The sequence below is a fragment of the Acidiferrobacter sp. genome (genome assembly GCF_054609335.1).
The window spans coordinates 1-15,460 of record NZ_JBTRWP010000011.1 but is presented as its reverse complement, the minus strand read 5'-3'; the positions used below and the strand labels follow the sequence as shown (position 1 = coordinate 15,460).

Genomic DNA, 15,460 nt, shown 5'->3' with positions numbered 1-15,460 from the left:
GACCCGATTTCGATCAGCCTCTGAGGCCGGCTTCGAGGGCGATGCGCAGGACCGCGTCCTCCACGGGGCGGGCGAGCGCCTTACGGCGCGCGGGCGCCCAGATCGCATCGGGAAAGTAGGCATCGTCCCGGTAGCGTGGTATGACGTGCCAGTGGAGGTGGGGGACCAGGTTTCCGAGCGAGGCCACGTTCATTTTCGTGGGTCGCGCGAGAGCTCGCAAAACGGCTTCGACCCCGAACACGACACTCATGAAGGCCCCTTGCGCGGCCGCATCGAGTTCGCTCATCTCCTGGACATGCTCGCGCCATATGACCCGGCAGATGGTGCCGACGCCCATGATCTCAGCCGAAATCACGAAACATTGATCGTTTGCCCACAGCGCCTCTGCCGCATCGAGTGCACAGAGAGGGCAGTCGCCACTTGTCATGCAGCGAGGCTAGCACGGGTGGCTGACGTCAGCTAGCTTAAGTCCGCCCTAGCCCCCTATAATGGCCCCACGGGGGACGAACCATGATCGACTGGAACTCCATAGACACCACGTTTTTGGACATGGACGGCACCTTGCTCGACCTGCATTTCGATAACCACTTTTGGCAGGAGCACGTGCCCTTGCGCTACGCCGAGCGCACGGGCTTGGCCCTCGATGAGGCCAAGAGCCAGCTCTATCAGCGCTTCCGACGCGCGGAGGGGACGCTGAACTGGTATAGCGTGGATTACTGGAGCGACGAGCTCGCTTTGGATATCGCGCAGCTGAAGGAGGAGGTCGCGCACCGCATCGCCATGCGCCCCTTCGTGGAGGAATTCCTGGAGGCTATGCGCAAGGCCGGCAAACGTCTCGTGCTTGTGACCAACGCCCATGGCAAGACCGTCGCCTTGAAATTCCGACACACACGCATCGATCGCTATATGGACGCGATCTTCTGCGCCCACGACCTGGGGCTTGCCAAGGAACACCCGCCCTTCTGGGCGGAGCTTCAGGCGCTCGAGCCCTTCGACGCCTCGCGCACCCTACTCATAGACGACAGCCTGCCGGTCCTGCGTTGTGCCCGCGACTACGGCATCCAGCATCTGCTTGCGATCCGCAAGCCCGATCTGCGTGGGCCGGACAAGGATTGTGGCGAGTTCAACGCGGTCGACTCGTTCCGCCACCTGCTCCCGGTCGCTTAGCGTGCGGATACCGGTGGTGGCACTTGCCCTGGCCATCCTATCGGGCTGTGCCGCCTATCACGCCAAGCCCTTGCGCGCGCCGGCGCTCGCAGCCCTGAAAGGGCCGTCGCACCGCGCCCTTGCCGCCGCCGCGCGTACGCTTCGGGTGCCGGGGCTCGCGGCGCTGCCGCTGGATTTCCGCAAGCCGCTTACCGGCAAAGAGCTTGGGGTGATCGCGGTCATCGCCAACCCGACTCTGCGCGCTTTGCGCTCGCGCGAACGCATCGCCCGCGCGCAGGTCTTCGCTGCGGGCCTGCTGCCCGACCCGGTCGTGCAATTCTCCGCCCTGAAACCTTACGGCGTGGGTGCGGCGGGTCGGTCGCTGAGCCTAGCCGACGGCTTCCTTTGGGACCTTTCGCGGCTCGTCACCCGCTCCACGGATATCCGCATGGCGCGCGAGCGCGCGGCGGCGGTTCGCTATCGCGTCGCCTGGCGCGAATGGGTGGCGGCCAACGAGGCGCGCCTCGCCGCGCGCCAGGTCTATTGGCTCGGGGCCGAGTGGACGATCGCGCGTAACTCCCTGGCCCTCCTTAAGGGTCACGAGCAGGTGCTGGCGCGCGATGCCCATCGGCGTTTGATCGGCAGCCGCCAGCTGCTTTTTTTTCAGGCCGCACAAGACGCCCTGCGGATGAAGGCCGCGGCCTTGCACCGCGCCTTGCAGGCCGCGCGGCTCACGCTGAACGCGCAGCTCGGCCTGCCGCCTGCGGCTCTGCTGCGGATCGCGCGCCCCGCGCCGCTGCATGGGGTCCGGGGTGCGCCCCGCGCCCTCTTTCAGCGCGCCGTATCCCACAGGCTCGACCTCGTGGCGCTGGTCGCGGCCTACCATAGCGCCGACCAGGCGCTGCTGCGTGCCGTGCTCGACCAATATCCGCGCTTGAGCCTAGGGGCCGCGGGTGCCCGCAATAGCTCGGGTATCAGCGAGGCGGGTCTCCAGTTGAGCCTCGTCGTGCCACTTTTCAATGCCAACCGCGGGGCGGTCGCCATCGCCCGCGCGCGTCGCGCCGCGCTCTTCCAGGATTACGTGGCGCGGCTTGCGACTGCCCGCACCCAGATCTATCAGCTGGATGCCGCCCAAGCGAGCCTCGATCGCGAACTCGCGAGCCTCCGGGGCCGTAGGGCGAGGCTCGTCCGCACCGCACGCGCGGCGCAGGCGGCCTGGACGGCGCACGCCCTCGGGCTCGCGTCCTACCTTACTTTGATGCAGGAGTTGACCGCCGTGGAGCTGCAAATGACCGCCTTACATCTCTCTCGCGCGACGACGACGCTTGCGCTCGTGACCGCGACCGCGCGGCCGTGGTCGGGGGCGCGGTCGTGAGGCGCGCGCTCCAGGCCTTGTTGCTCGTTCCGGGTCTCGCCTGGGCCGCAGCCCCCCTCTCGGTTCATGCGACGCACGCGCAACGCGCCTCGTACCGGCCCGCGACCCCGGTATTCGCCCGCGTCCATGGTCCCGAGCACGCGCTGATCCAGGCCCCCTACGACGCCGTCATGGGCCCGCTCGTGGTGGCGCCTGGGACCGCGGTTGCCGCCGGCGCCGTCATAGCGCGGCTATTGCCGATGAGTCTCGCCGGCACCGTCCGCGCCCTGGAGGCCCAGACCGAGGCGGCCCGCGCTACTTATGAGCAGGCCCGCGTGTTGGCGCGCCAGGGTGTCGTCACACCCGCGCATGCCCGCGGCTTGAAGGCCCGCTGGCAGGCCGATGTCGCGAACCTGCAGGCCGACGGCGCGCGCCTTGCCCGTGGCACGGTCCGCGCGCCCTTCGCCGGCACCGTGCGTTATCAAGCGGCCCCCGGGGCATGGCTTGCGCGCGGCGCGAATGTGGTCGCGATCGGCGGCGCAGGAGGTCTCTACGAGGCGTGCTCGCTCACTGTGCGCGAGGCCGACCGTCTTTATGTCGGGGCGCGGGTACGACGCTTGGCGGACCAAGGTCGGGTGCGAGCCCCCGCGGGCCGCGTCTACGCCCTGAGCGCGCGCACCGACGATCTGGGGCTCGTGCGCGCCTATGTACGCGGGGTCGGCGGCGGCTTACGTCCCGGGCAGGTTGTGCGGCTCGATCTCCTGAGCCACCGGCGCACCGCGATCATGGTCCCGCGCGCGGCGCTCCTGATACGCCACGGCCGGGCGCGCGTCTTTGTCGTTGTCGGTGGGCGGGCGCAGCCGGTCGCGGTGAACGTCCTCCGGATCGGGGCGCGCCGGGTGTTCGTCGCGGGCAGCTTGGCGCGGGGCGCTGTGGTGATCGACTCCGGTGTCGCTCGCCTGCGCGCGGGGCTCGCGGTGCGGGTCGTCCGGTGAAGGCCTACCTCGAGGCCCTCTGGGGAAACCGTTACACCACGGCCCTGGTCGCAGTACTTATGCTCGCCGCAGGCGTCGTGGCATTCCAGGCGTTGCCGCGCAGCGTCTTTCCGAATGTGAACTTCCCCCGGGTCTCGGTCCTTGTCAGCGATGGTTACCTGCCCGTCCACGTGATGCTGGTGCGGGTGACCGAACCGCTCGAACAGGCAGCCAAGGGTGTGCAGGACGTGACCCTGGTGCGGTCGACCACGAGCAACGGGCTCACCAAGATCCACGTTTTCTTCAGCGGCGCCATCACGCCCAACAACGCGTATTTGTTGCTCGAGGCGCGCCTGGGCCAGGTCGCCTTGCCTCCCGCCGCGCATATGAGCGTGCGGCTCATGATGCCGAGCATCTACCCCTTCGCCGAATACGCCCTGGTCTCTCAGACCAAGACCAGCAGCGAGATGTTGCCGACCTACGCCTTCACGCTGAAGCCGCGCCTGCTCGACATCCCCGGCGTCTACACGGTCGCCTCCATCGGCCGCGGCTGGCCGCAGGTCCATGTCGACTTGTCGCTCAGGCGTCTCATAAGCCATCACCTCGGACTCGATCGTATCGTCGCCTTACTGCGTGCCCATCAGGGGCCTTATTTCGGCGGCGTCATGGCGGGGTTTCATAGTAGCTTTCTGCTGACTGCCGCCGGCCGCCCCGCAGGTGTGGCCGCGCTCGGCCGCCTGCCTGTTCCCTTGGGGGGCGCCGGTGGTGCCGTAGTGCCTTTGTCTGCGCTTGCGCATATCACCGTGGGGCCACCTCCACGAGTCCGGGGGTCGGCGGTTGCCCATCACGCGCACAGTCTGCTGATCGAGGTGGCAGCACAGGCGAACGCCAACGTCGAGCGGGTGGCACAGGGCGTGAGTCGCGCGATTGCGTCCTTGCGCCAGGGTCTGCCGCACGACATGCGCTTGGTGCGCGACTACGATCTCTCGCGACTGATCGCGGCAAGCCTCCATGATGTCTGGATGGCCCTCATTTTGGGCACCATCATCACCTTTGCGGTGCTGCTGGCCTTCTTGCGCCGCTTCGATACGGCGCTTGCGACCCTGGTCGTCGTTCCGCTGTCCTTGGCCGGCACGTTCGTGATCCTGCACTTCCTTCATCTGGGCCTGAACATCATGACCCTGGGGGGCATCACCGCGGCCATAGGTGCGCTCGTCGATCATGCCATTGTCGTGATCGAACAGGCGACCCACGCCCAGGGCTCCGGGACTGTGCCAGAGCGACGCGCGCGGGCGTTACGCGCTGCCGGCGAGGTCTTGCCCATGATGACCTTTGCGACGCTCACCTCGGCACTCGTGTTCGTACCGCTTATTCTTCTTAGCGGGACCATCGGCATCCTGTTCCGGCAGATGGCCATCGCGCTTGTCACGGCCCTGATCGTGTCGCAGGCGGTGGCGCTGTCGGTGACCCCGCTGTTGGCGACCTACCTGGCCGGTCGCCGCGGGCGTCCCTCGAAGGCCTGGCGGCCGGCTCGACGCGTCCGCGTGGGCTACGCGCGCGTTCTGCGCCGAGCCCTTGGCAAACCCTTCCTCGGCGTCCTCGCAAGTGTCGCGATCCTGGGCGCGGCCTATGCCATCTTTCGTGTGCTGCCGACCGCCTTCCTGCCGGCCTGGGACGAAGGGGTCATAGCCGTGCCGTTTCGCACGACCGTCGGCAGCTCGGCGTCCCAGACCCTGGCCGTGGGGCGGGGCCTCGTGGCCATCGCCATCCATGACCCCGCCGTCGCGACCGCCTCGGTGGTCGTGGGGCAAAGCCTCGGCAACCCACGCGCGACCCCAAACAAGGGCGATCTGGTCCTCACCTTGAAGTCGAGCGCCTCGGCGATCGCCGTCATGCGCACGCTCGGGGCACGTTTCCGTGCCAGCTATCCCAGCCTCTCCATGCTGAAGCTCCACCAGCTGCTCGTCACTCAGCTCGGCAATCTCTCGGGCGCCCACTCCCCGCTCGATGTTGAGGTCTTCGGGCATAGCGCCTCATCGCTTGCGGTCTATGCGGGGCACCTCAAGGCACGTCTCGCCGCGAGCCATCGATTCGCCAATGTGAGCTTCCCGACCTCCTCGGCGGGGCCGGCGATTAGTCTTACCCCGCGCTTGCGCGCCCAACAGCAGGGGCTGACCCCTCCGCTCCTGGGCGAACAGATCAAGGCCGCGTACTGGGGTGTGTCGGCCGGTTACCTTCTGCGGGGGGCGCAGATCCTCCCGATCGCAGTCGGCACCAACCCGCCGGGCAGCATGAGCCGCAGCCTTGGCCCGAGCCTCTTCGTGCATGCCCCGGGCGGCCCCTATGCCCCACTCGCGGCCTTTGCCACCGCCCATACCCGGCGCCAGGTGCCGGTGATCACCCACCAGAATCTCGTGCCTTTCGCCGATATCGAGATCCGCCCGCACCGCGCCATGGGACTGGCCCAGGCCGCGGCGGTGGCGCGCGGACTGATCGCGCAGACCCCGCCGCCTCACGGCATCACCACCGATATCGCGGGTTACTACAAGGAGCAGGCGAAGAGCTTCGCGCAGATGGAACTCACCTTGATCTTCGCGCTGCTCGTGCTGCTCGTGCTGGTCGGCTACCAGCTGCGCGCCCAGCGCGCGGCGCTTGCGGTGCTTGTGGCCACCGCCTTAAGTGCCCTAGGGTCGCTCGCCGCCCTCTGGGTGCGTGGCATCCCCTTGGACAGCACCTCATTCCTGGGCCTTTTGCTGGTGTTTGCGATCGTGGTCAACAACGGCATCCTGATCTTCGGTCAGGCCCGACATTACCGCAGCCCCCCGGGCCGTCTCCAAATCGAGCTCGCCGCCCGTCGCAGGCTACGGCCCATCCTTATGACCATGGCCGCCGACGTGCTGGGCTTTCTGCCTCTGGCCGTGGGCGTGGGTCACGGCACGGACCTGCTGAAGCCGCTCGCGACCGCGGTCATGGGCGGGCTCATACTCGCGCTCGCCGCCTCGCTCTTCATTGGCCCCATGCTTTATATGGCGCTTTCGCGTCGATCCAAGCCTTGAGAAGAGGGACGGTCTTGCGCGCCCCGGCACGTGCGTTGGGGGCGCCCGATCATCCGCAATAACGCCGAAGATGTCTGGGAAAGCCCCTATGGCGCTCGCCGGAATACGCCCCCATGGGCCTAAGCAGGTTCCGCGCCTGTGGGCGAGATCATGAGCCCGTCCGCCGGTATCGGGCCCACGCCGAGGTCGCCGTGAGCGCGTATCCCGCGGATGCCGTCCCCTATAGTGCCGCAGAGGCCGCGATCCCCGCCGAGGCCTGAGAGGGGGCGCCACCGAGGGCGCTTGCTGGACAGCTCTAGGGGGTACATAATGCCACGTATACAGTTCCTTTAAGTGGATTTCCGAAGATAATGACACATAATAGGTTCAGTTATGGACACTGACTGGCCTCATCAAATTCGGCGCCAGCGCATCGCACTGCGTCTGACTCAGCAACAGCTGGCGGACAGGGCGCATGTGACACGCAAAACGATCTCGGTGCTCGAGTCCCCGACTCAGCGAGGGGCGGTGTCGCTGTCCCTGCTTGAGCGGGTGGCGGGTATCCTCGGGCTGGCGATGACGTTGACCCCCGTATCGAAGCCTACGCTTGATGAGTTGCTTCAACAGAACACTTGGGAGGGTGGCCCGCCCAGCGAGCCGCGTCGGCGGGTCCGCCATGGCCGTCGATCCGTCAATCGGTTACCGCCCAACAAAGAGGGCGCGGCATCTTTTGAGGGAAAGGGCGATAAGCCGGCGCCTGGAAAGCCCATTCCCGCGGGACGGGCGAGCGATGACGGCGATGGAGGCGGCCGTGCGTCTTGACGTCTACGTTGGCGGGAAGCTTTCGGGGCTCTTAGAGCAACCCTCGCCCCGGGAATACCGGTCGTGAGACAGGAGTTCCCGTCTCACTGACCATGCCCATGCGATCGGCCCCCTATGTGGCCCCTTATCTGTTCCCCATCTTCCAGGTTAGTCTGCCGGAAGGCCCTCTGCGCACCACCATCGAGCGGGGTCTGCTAAAAAGGGTTCACGCCGCAGGCGACATGGCGGTCTTGTCTGTTGTCGGGGCCCACCTGATCGGAGCCCTTTCCGTTGTGCCGGAGGGCGCCTCTCCGCAGCAAGCGCGCGACGCCGTCGATTTATCGTCGCTGCTGCACCATGGCGCAGATCCGGTCTTCGTGGCCGAGCTATTGCGCCGCTATGCCCACCAGTCCGGCGTGTCGGGGGGATACCCCAAGATCCTGGCCGATGGCAATCTGCCGCAAGGACCTATGGTTCTTGCGGACTGGATCGTCAAGATTCCCGACGCGGAGTATCCGGGCATGGCCTGAACGAGATCTACTCGATGCTGGCGGCGCAAAGGGGTGGCATCGAGACGGCGGACACCCGCCTTTCAGACGACGGTCGGCACCTTTTGGTTCGGCGATTCGACCGGGACGCGGCCGGCAACCGTTTGGCCTTCGAGGACATGGCCTCACTCATGGGGCTCCCGTCATCGGCGAAATTCTCGGGCTCGGTCGAGCGGATCATCAAGACGCTCGCAGCCTTTTGTGAGGAGCCCTTACGCGCGTCGGCGCTCGAGCGGTTCTTTCGGCAGTATGCGTTGGCGATGATGCTGCGCAATGGTGACGCGCACCTGAAGAACTTCGGTGTTCTGTATTCCCCGCAAGGCGGTGGCAACGATGTGCGACTGGCGCCCTGCTACGACATGGTGACCATGGCGGCTTACGCCCCCCTCTCGCCGACCGGCACGACCCATGATATTCCGGCCCTCATGTGGCGCAACACGAAGCGGTGGTTCAAACCTCGGGATTTTGTGCAATTGGGATCGCTCTGCGGGATCGTCCACGTGGATCGAAAGTTGGAGACCATCGCCTCGGGCGTCCATGCGGCGGCAAGAGCCTTGGCGGATGCCATACGGAATCACCCGGACAATCATGAGACGGGAACCAAAATGCTGCGGCTGTGGCGTGATGGTCTTCAACAGGCGGGCTTGTTGCGCGAGCACGCCTTTCCCTCACTGGAACCGTAGGCCCGTGCGCTTCGGGCAAGCGAGCGAGCCATCCGCGTTTGCATCTCGTGGCGCAGGGGGCATCGGAGGGCCCAGGGCGATCTCGTCGTCCGCCTGTCAGGTGGGGCGCACGTCTTGTGCGGAGCCCGCAAATCCAAACCCTTCTTCTGCGCACACTTCAACGCCCGGACTCGGGGTCATCGGTTTCGGCGGGCGTCAGGCACAGACCACGGCCTGCGCGTTCAAGCGCGACTGGCGGGGCCTATGCCTTATGGGGCGCTTTTGCGTAGACCCAGGCCCGGAGGTGGGAGGCGGTCGCGCGCATCTCAGCGCGTAGCTTGCGCCGGACCATCCACGGCCCTATGACCGGCGGGATGTAGAACGAGGGCGTGAGCGAGGCGCTGAAGTGGGCCTCCGTGCCCCCTTCCACCGCGCGCAACTGCCAGCGCGAGACCCCCGACCGGAAGCTCGACAGCTGCGGCACGATGACGCCCTGGACCCAAAGGTGTCCGTCGCTCGTCATGGATTCGGTCTGTGTGATCGGAAAGCAGATGAAGAGCACGCAGCTTTTGATCCGCATGCGCAAAAGCGTAATCCCATCGCGACGGATCACGGCGCTGCTTTTCACGGCGGGATTCAAGCGCTTGATGTCCGCGTAGTCGGTGATGACGTGCCAGACGCGGCTTAGGGGCGCGTGCAGCACGAGGTCGAGGCTCATACGGTAATGATCTCCCCGCACGGACACCGCGATTTTGGGGAGCTTGTGGGCGCCGACCGGCCAGGCTTGGCCTACCGTCAAAAGGGCGAGGAGGAGGCCTGATTCAAGCCGAACGCGGCCAGCTCTTGAAGCGCTTGCGGCAGTAAGCGAGGAGTGCGGCATAGTCGCGGAAATGCACCTGGAAGTGGCGTTCGGCGGGCTCGTCGAGCTCGCAAAAGTCGTTGGAGTAGTCGCGGCAGACCGGCGGGCGTGCCTCGTATATGCCGCAGGCCCCGCTGGCTTCGAGATGGGTGCACGGCGAATGCACAAGAAGGAACCACCCGTCTTCATCCTGATAGACCTCGACGCCTTGGTGGCTTACTTGCCATAGGAGGTGCTCAAAGTCGCTGCGCCCCCGCGGTGTCGGGATCTTCTGTGTGATGTACTGGCAGCAGATCGAGGGGCAGGTCCCGCACTTCCCGCGGTCATCCACTACCTTAACCGGAAAGGCCGCGCTCATGTCAGGCACCCTGCGGTCCCCGAACTCGCCGCGTCTTCGGCCGGGCGCGTCAAAAGCCCTATCCACGCCCCACGCCCCCAAACGGGGCCGCCTGCCTGCGCTGCCACTTAGGCCTTCCGGTACAGTTTGGCGCCGGACGCCTTGAACTCCTGCGCCTTGACCGCCAGTCCTTCCTTCAGGGCCACGTCGGGGCTTGTACCGACCGTCTTCGCGTACTCGCGGACTTCCTGTGTGATCTTCATGGAGCAGAACTTCGGTCCGCACATGGAGCAGAAGTGCGCGACCTTGGCCGATTCCTTCGGCAGGGTCTCGTCGTGCAGCGCCTGGGCACGCTCGGGGTCGAGCGCCAGATGAAACTGGTCCTTCCAGCGGAACTCGAAGCGCGCTTTGCTCAACGCATCGTCGCGCCCCTGTGCCTGCGGGTGCCCCTTGGCAAGATCCGCCGCATGGGCCGCGATTTTGTAGGCGATGAGCCCGTCCTTCACGTCCTGACGATCGGGCAGCCCCAGATGCTCCTTGGGGGTCACGTAACAGAGCAAGGCCGTGCCGTACCAGCCGATCATGGCTGCGCCGATCGCCGAGGTGATGTGGTCGTAGCCCGGGGCGATGTCGGTGGTCAGCGGCCCAAGCGTATAGAAAGGTGCCTCCCCGCAGGATGTGAGCTGGCGATCCATGTTTTCCTTGATGAGGTGCATGGGCACGTGTCCCGGGCCCTCGATCATGGTCTGCACGTCGTACTCCCAGGCGATCTTGGTGAGCTCGCCCAAGGTGTCGAGCTCTGCGAACTGCGCCTCGTCGTTCGCGTCGGCGATCGATCCGGGACGCAATCCGTCGCCGAGCGAGAATGACACGTCATAGGCGCTCATGATCTCGCAGATATCGCGGAAATGGGTGTAGAGAAAGTTCTCTTCGTGGTGCGCAAGACACCATTTCGCGAGGATGGAGCCGCCGCGCGAGACAATGCCGGTGCGGCGCTTCGCGGTCAGCGGGATGAAGGGCAGCCGCACGCCCGCGTGGATCGTGAAGTAGTCCACACCCTGCTCGGCCTGCTCGATGAGGGTGTCGCGGAACATCTCCCAGGTGAGCTCCTCGGCAGCGCCGCCGACTTTTTCCAGCGCCTGGTAGATCGGCACCGTGCCCACAGGCACGGGCGAGTTGCGGATGATCCATTCGCGGGTCTCATGGATATGGCGGCCCGTTGACAGATCCATGATGGTGTCCGCGCCCCAGCGGGTCGCCCACACCATCTTCTCCGCCTCCTCCTCTATGCTCGAGGCCAGGGCCGAATTCCCGATGTTGGCGTTTACTTTCACGAGGAAGCGTCGCCCGATGATCATGGGCTCGAGTTCCGGATGATTGATGTTGGCCGGGATAATGGCCCGTCCGCGTGCGACCTCTTCGCGGACCATTTCGGGGGTGATGGCATTCGGTCCGCGCATCTCCTCGCCGCCGTTTTCCCGCAAAGCCACGTATTCCATCTCGGGCGTGATGATTCCGCGGCGGGCATAGTGCATCTGTGTGACGCGCGCCCCGGCGCGCGCCTTGAACGCCCTGCGCGCGCCCGGAAAGCGGATCGCTGCCGTCTCCGGGTCGTTCAGGCGTTCCTGGGCGAAGATCGACGAGATGGCGCCGGCCTCCACGTCATTGCGTGCGGCCACCCACGCCGCCCGCGACTTGGGCAGCCCCTGGGCCAGGTCAATGACCGCCGCCGGATCTGTGTAGGGCCCGGACGTGTCGTACACGCGCAGGGGGGCGTTTTCCTCAGCGCCTAATGCCGCCGGGGTCGCCTCCAAAGTGATTTCGCGCATGGGGACCGCAAGCGCCACAGGTCCGTTCGATGGCACATAGACCTTGCGCGAGGCCGGAAACGGCGCCGTAGTGGCGGCGTCCAAGGGACGTGTTAGGGGAGATAGCGTTCGTGGGTCGGCGTTCATCGCCAGAGATCCTTTGAAAGAGAGTTCGTAGGCGCGTGCAACGCGCCGATCACGGACCGGAAGGTCCGTCCATAAGGGTCCATCAAACCTAATGGATTTAGTCAGCGATTGCAAGGAGCCGCTTGCGCCCTTGGGGCAAAAGGCTTAACCTCGAAATTCAGGCTTTGGATTCCTTTTACCCATGTCTCAAACACCCCTGGATGTCGCGCGTACCACCATGGTCGCGCAGCAGATCCGCACCTGCGAGGTGCTGGATGAACGGCTGCTGGAGCGCCTGCGCTTGGTGCCGCGCGAGGATTTCGTGCCCGAGAGTCAGCGCGCCGCGGCGTTCGCTGATGCCGCGATCCCCATAGGCCGGGGCCAGATCATGTTCTCGCCGGTGCTCGACGCCCGCCTGGTCAATGCGCTTGCGCTCACGCCGAATGATCGTGTGCTCGAGGTCGGCACCGGGACCGGTTATGTGACGGCGATCATGGCCGGGCTCGCACAGCTCGTCTTTTCCGTCGAGATTCTCCCTGAATTCAAGCGGCTGGCCGCCATGCGGCTCGCCGCGCAAGCGGTGGGCAACGCCTTGCTCGAAGTGGGGGACGCGGCCCATGGCTGGTCCCGCCATGCGCCGTACGACGCCATCCTTGTGAGCGGTGCGCTGCCCCTGGGTCCGGACCCGCGCTTTCGGGAGTCTCTGGCCGTGGGCGGCCGGCTGGTCGTGATCGCAGGCGAGTCCCCGGCCATGGAGGCCCGCCTCATCATTCGCGAGGATGTCGACCGCTTCAGTGAGCGCTCTCTGTTCGAGACCGACGTGCCAGTCTTGATGAATGCGCCCCAGCGGGAACGGTTTTATTTCTAGGGTTCGGACGCCATGCATGAGATTTCCGTTCAAGACCTTGATGCCCGCCTGAAGGCGGGCGAGACACTCGTGCTCCTGGATGTACGCGAACCGTGGGAACGCAACCTCTGCGCCCTCCCGAACTCGCTACACGCGCCGATGCAGCAGGTCCCCATGACGATGAACAACCTCGATCCCGAAACCGAGGTAGTCGTCTACTGCCACACCGGCGTGCGCAGCTTTCATGTCGGCAAGTTCCTCGAACACAACGGCTTCAAGAATGTCGTGAATCTTCGCGGCGGCATCGAGGCCTGGGCGCGCGAGGTCGACAAGACCATGGCGCGTTACTAGTCCATGCTGATCGAGGCGCGCCGCAGCCTCCTGCTCCTGGTCGACCTTCAGACCAAGCTCTATGCGGCCATGGCGCCGCCTTCGGCAAATTTCCTCGCCCGCGTCGCGCTGCTTACGCGCGCTGCCGTGCAGCTCGACATCCCGATTGTTGTGACCCGCCAGTATCCGCAGGGCCTAGGGCCCTTGGTCCCGGAGCTTGCTGCCGCCTTGCCCGACAGCCTGCGCCCGCTCGACAAAATGACCTTCTCCTGCTGCGCCGACGAGGCTATCGCCCACGCCTTGGACACCGAGCGCGATCAGGTCTTGGTGGCCGGCATCGAGACCCATGTGTGCGTGCTCCAGACCGCTTTCGATCTCCGTGCGCGCGACCGTCAGGTCTATGTGCTTGCCGACGCGTGCGCGAGTCGCAGTCGCGCGGACCATGATGAGGCGCTTGTGCGCATGAGTCGCGAAGGCGTGAGGCAGGCGTCAGTGGAGTCGGCGATCTTCGAATGGTTGCGCGCCGCGACGCACCCGCGTTTTCGGGACCTTGCCCGCGACATCAGGGATCTGCCGAGGACGGGCTGAGGAGCGGTTCGAGCAGCGAGAGCGTATGGCGGAGCGCGCCTTGATGGGCGCGTACGAGCGCTTCACCGGCTGCGCTTGCCGTGTCCCGCGTCCCCGCATCGCCCAAATAGGTCCGCACTGCCGCGATCAAGCCATCCTCATCATTCACTTGCCTCCCCGCCCCCGCCGCCAGCGTGAGGTGCGCGATCTCCGTGAAATTGAACATGTGCGGTCCGAAGACGACGGGTACCCCTAAAGCCAAGGCCTCTATGGGGTTATGGCCACCCGTGGCGACCAGTGAGCCACCTATGAAGGCGCAGTCGGCGGCCGCGAAAAACAGCATGAGCTCCCCCATCGTGTCCCCTAGCAGGACTTGCGTGTCGGCCGTGACGGGAATACCGGAGCTTCGCTCCACGACCGTCATCGCGCGCGAACGCACGAGTTTGCCCACGGATTCGAAGCGTTCCGGGTGTCTCGGCACGAGCACGAGCAGGAGATTGGGGAAGCCTTGGCGCAGGACTGCGTAGGCGCTCAGGACGATCTCCTCCTCCCCTTGGTGGGTGCTCGCCGCGACCCACACCGGCCGTGCGCCGAAAGCGAGCCGCAGTGCCTGGGCCGCCTCGCGCAGGCCCGCAGTCGGGGATAATTCGAATTTCATGTTCCCGGTCACATGGACTCGCTTCGGAGGCGCGCCCAAGGCGCGTATGCGCGCGGAATCCGCTGGCGATTGCGTGCCGATCACGGCGGGGATGGCGAGTATCTTGGCGATCGGCCCCGCCACGCGACGGTAGCGACGGTAGGATCGCTCGGAGAGCCTGACATTGGCCAATACGACCGGAATGTCGCGATCCCGCAGGGCCATGAACAGATGCGGCCAGATCTCGGTCTCGAGGATGACCGCGACCCGCGGCCGCGTCGCGTTGAGGAAGCGTGCCACAGCCCCAGGCAGATCGAAAGGCGCGAAGCGGTGGATCACGCTGTCGCCAAAGAGCATGGTCACTTGCGCCGCCCCGGTCAGGGTCGTCGTGGTGACGAGTATTGGTATCTCGGGATGATGCTCGAGCAGCGCGCGGATCAGGGGCGCCGCCGCGCGGGTCTCGCCCACCGATACGGCGTGGACCCATACGGGCACCCCCGTGACTGCGGGTCCATGCCCTAAGCGCTCCGCCCAACGGGGGGCGTAATCCGGGTGGTGTCGCGAGCGCCACCAGAGCCGTAGGAGGGCGAAGGGCAGCAGAAGTCGGACGATGAGCGTGTACCAGCTCATGCGGTCCCCACGACCCCAAGGTCCTTGAGCGCGCCCAAGACCTCGTCCACGCGCGGAGAGGCCTGGAAGCCGCCCAGATTGAAGGCGCGATCGGCGAGAACGCCGGTCTGGGCCGGGTCGCTGTCGCAGAAGATACCGACTGTGGGCCGTCCGAGGGCTGCGGCAAGATGCAAAAGTCCCGTATCCACGCCTATTGCCACGCGCGCCCCGGCAATCAGGTCCGCAAGTGTCCGTATGCCCGTCCGCGCAAGCGCCTGCGCGCCGTCGCCGATTGCGTGTGCGATCTCTTCGGCGGTCGCTTGCTCGCGGGCGTTGCCTGAGGGCAGCAGGATCCGGAAGCCCTCGCGTCGGAGTGCTTGGCCAAGCGCTATCCACCGCTCTTGCGGCCACAACTTGGAGGCGCGGCTCGTGGCATGGAAGGCTAAGCAGACGGGTTCGCCGGCGCCACCCAAGGGCACGCCGGACAGTCCGTAATCGGGTGTTGTTTCGGGCAGGGGGTAGCCCAGGGCGCCGGCCCCCAGCATGCGGTTGCGCCACACCGCGTGTTGGCCGCGGTCCATGGCAAGGCCTTGGGTGTAGAAGGCGGCGGCCATTGGCTCCCGCGCCGACTGACGATTCGGTCCATAGAGCGGCCCGCGCCCCAGGCGGGCGACGAGCGCGCTTTTTACTAGGCCCTGCGTATCGAGGATCAGGTCGTAAGGGGTTTCGCGGAGTCGCGCGCGTAGCGCCCCGACGCCCCGCCACGTCCGGCGGTCGAGGGGTGCCCGCAGCCAGTGTCGCAAATCCGCCGGGATCACGG

General features: G+C 66.1%; 15 protein-coding genes and 1 pseudogene. 10 read left to right on the top strand and 6 right to left on the bottom strand.

Annotation, left to right across the window (positions count from 1 at the left end; translation table 11 throughout):
- Positions 1 to 13: 13 nt before the first annotated feature.
- Entirely contained in the window at positions 14 to 427 is a 414-nt protein-coding gene (locus tag ACYCTF_RS04300; RefSeq protein ID WP_461282446.1) for an HIT family protein, read from the bottom strand.
- 83 nt (positions 428 to 510) lie between these two features.
- Between ACYCTF_RS04300 and yrfG the strand changes: the two genes are divergently transcribed.
- The 7 genes and pseudogenes from yrfG (at position 511) to ACYCTF_RS04265 (ending at position 8,541) form a co-directional block, all read left to right on the top strand.
- Positions 511 to 1,167 carry a GMP/IMP nucleotidase gene (gene yrfG, locus ACYCTF_RS04295; protein ID WP_461282445.1) on the top strand — a complete coding sequence of 219 codons (657 nt, stop codon included), beginning with the start codon at positions 511 to 513 and terminating at the stop codon, positions 1,165 to 1,167.
- A 16-nt stretch (positions 1,168 to 1,183) separates the two neighbouring features.
- Positions 1,184 to 2,521: a TolC family protein gene (locus tag ACYCTF_RS04290; protein WP_461282444.1), complete on the top strand. Its 1,338-nt coding sequence runs from the start codon at positions 1,184 to 1,186 to the stop codon at positions 2,519 to 2,521.
- Positions 2,518 to 3,495, top strand: a complete 978-nt coding sequence (locus tag ACYCTF_RS04285) for an efflux RND transporter periplasmic adaptor subunit (protein WP_461282443.1) — start codon at positions 2,518 to 2,520, stop codon at positions 3,493 to 3,495. Before ACYCTF_RS04290 ends, ACYCTF_RS04285 begins: the two co-directional genes overlap by 4 nt.
- Positions 3,492 to 6,530 (top strand): efflux RND transporter permease subunit, encoded by a 3,039-nt coding sequence (locus tag ACYCTF_RS04280; RefSeq protein WP_461284571.1) that lies wholly within the window; start codon positions 3,492 to 3,494, stop codon positions 6,528 to 6,530. Before ACYCTF_RS04285 ends, ACYCTF_RS04280 begins: the two co-directional genes overlap by 4 nt.
- 372 nt (positions 6,531 to 6,902) lie before the next feature.
- Entirely contained in the window at positions 6,903 to 7,331 is a 429-nt protein-coding gene (locus ACYCTF_RS04275; protein ID WP_461282441.1) for a helix-turn-helix transcriptional regulator, read from the top strand.
- A 77-nt stretch (positions 7,332 to 7,408) separates the two neighbouring features.
- Positions 7,409 to 7,840, top strand: a pseudogene (locus ACYCTF_RS04270) (HipA N-terminal domain-containing protein); the annotation flags it as partial.
- Between the two features lie 14 nt (positions 7,841 to 7,854).
- Positions 7,855 to 8,541 (top strand): HipA domain-containing protein, encoded by a 687-nt coding sequence (locus ACYCTF_RS04265; protein ID WP_461282440.1) that lies wholly within the window; start codon positions 7,855 to 7,857, stop codon positions 8,539 to 8,541.
- A gap of 241 nt (positions 8,542 to 8,782) precedes the next feature.
- On the opposite strand, the gene ACYCTF_RS04260 is transcribed toward ACYCTF_RS04265, so the two are convergent.
- From ACYCTF_RS04260 to thiC, 3 genes are all read right to left on the bottom strand, one after another.
- On the bottom strand, positions 8,783 to 9,238 hold the full coding sequence (locus tag ACYCTF_RS04260) for an SRPBCC family protein (protein ID WP_461282439.1): 456 nt from the start codon (positions 9,236 to 9,238) through the stop codon (positions 8,783 to 8,785).
- 103 nt (positions 9,239 to 9,341) lie between these two features.
- Positions 9,342 to 9,737: a YkgJ family cysteine cluster protein gene (locus tag ACYCTF_RS04255; RefSeq protein WP_461282438.1), complete on the bottom strand. Its 396-nt coding sequence runs from the start codon at positions 9,735 to 9,737 to the stop codon at positions 9,342 to 9,344.
- Positions 9,738 to 9,844: 107 nt separating this feature from the next.
- Entirely contained in the window at positions 9,845 to 11,671 is a 1,827-nt protein-coding gene (thiC, locus tag ACYCTF_RS04250) for a phosphomethylpyrimidine synthase ThiC (protein WP_461282437.1), read from the bottom strand.
- A gap of 181 nt (positions 11,672 to 11,852) precedes the next feature.
- Between thiC and ACYCTF_RS04245 the strand changes: the two genes are divergently transcribed.
- From ACYCTF_RS04245 to ACYCTF_RS04235, 3 genes are read left to right on the top strand one after another with little or no spacing between them, the layout of a single operon-like run.
- Complete coding sequence (locus tag ACYCTF_RS04245; RefSeq protein ID WP_461282436.1) at positions 11,853 to 12,518, top strand: protein-L-isoaspartate O-methyltransferase family protein; 666 nt, start codon at positions 11,853 to 11,855, stop codon at positions 12,516 to 12,518.
- A gap of 12 nt (positions 12,519 to 12,530) precedes the next feature.
- Complete coding sequence (locus ACYCTF_RS04240) at positions 12,531 to 12,848, top strand: rhodanese-like domain-containing protein (protein WP_461282435.1); 318 nt, start codon at positions 12,531 to 12,533, stop codon at positions 12,846 to 12,848.
- Positions 12,849 to 12,851: 3 nt separating this feature from the next.
- Entirely contained in the window at positions 12,852 to 13,415 is a 564-nt protein-coding gene (locus ACYCTF_RS04235) for a hydrolase (protein ID WP_461282434.1), read from the top strand.
- On the opposite strand, the gene waaA is transcribed toward ACYCTF_RS04235, so the two are convergent.
- Both waaA and waaC read right to left on the bottom strand, forming a co-directional pair.
- Entirely contained in the window at positions 13,390 to 14,661 is a 1,272-nt protein-coding gene (gene waaA / locus ACYCTF_RS04230; protein ID WP_461282433.1) for a lipid IV(A) 3-deoxy-D-manno-octulosonic acid transferase, read from the bottom strand. The two genes, ACYCTF_RS04235 and waaA, sit on opposite strands and share 26 nt — an antisense overlap.
- On the bottom strand, positions 14,658 to 15,460 hold an 803-nt coding region (gene waaC / locus ACYCTF_RS04225; protein WP_461284570.1), incomplete at its 5' end, for a lipopolysaccharide heptosyltransferase I. The genes waaA and waaC, both read right to left, overlap by 4 nt.

What these genes read in the sequence shown, in the direction of transcription:
- ACYCTF_RS04300 (WP_461282446.1), bottom strand. Translation starts at nt 427, where the DNA reads ATGACAAGTGGCGACTGCCCTCTCTGTGCACTCGATGCGGCAGAGGCG.
- thiC (WP_461282437.1), bottom strand. Translation starts at nt 11,671, where the DNA reads ATGAACGCCGACCCACGAACGCTATCTCCCCTAACACGTCCCTTGGAC.
- yrfG (WP_461282445.1), top strand. Translation starts at nt 511, where the DNA reads ATGATCGACTGGAACTCCATAGACACCACGTTTTTGGACATGGACGGC.
- ACYCTF_RS04235 (WP_461282434.1), top strand. Translation starts at nt 12,852, where the DNA reads ATGCTGATCGAGGCGCGCCGCAGCCTCCTGCTCCTGGTCGACCTTCAG.
- ACYCTF_RS04255 (WP_461282438.1), bottom strand. Translation starts at nt 9,737, where the DNA reads ATGAGCGCGGCCTTTCCGGTTAAGGTAGTGGATGACCGCGGGAAGTGC.
- ACYCTF_RS04245 (WP_461282436.1), top strand. Translation starts at nt 11,853, where the DNA reads ATGTCTCAAACACCCCTGGATGTCGCGCGTACCACCATGGTCGCGCAG.
- ACYCTF_RS04240 (WP_461282435.1), top strand. Translation starts at nt 12,531, where the DNA reads ATGCATGAGATTTCCGTTCAAGACCTTGATGCCCGCCTGAAGGCGGGC.
- ACYCTF_RS04275 (WP_461282441.1), top strand. Translation starts at nt 6,903, where the DNA reads ATGGACACTGACTGGCCTCATCAAATTCGGCGCCAGCGCATCGCACTG.
- ACYCTF_RS04265 (WP_461282440.1), top strand. Translation starts at nt 7,855, where the DNA reads ATGCTGGCGGCGCAAAGGGGTGGCATCGAGACGGCGGACACCCGCCTT.
- waaA (WP_461282433.1), bottom strand. Translation starts at nt 14,661, where the DNA reads ATGAGCTGGTACACGCTCATCGTCCGACTTCTGCTGCCCTTCGCCCTC.
- ACYCTF_RS04260 (WP_461282439.1), bottom strand. Translation starts at nt 9,238, where the DNA reads ATGAGCCTCGACCTCGTGCTGCACGCGCCCCTAAGCCGCGTCTGGCAC.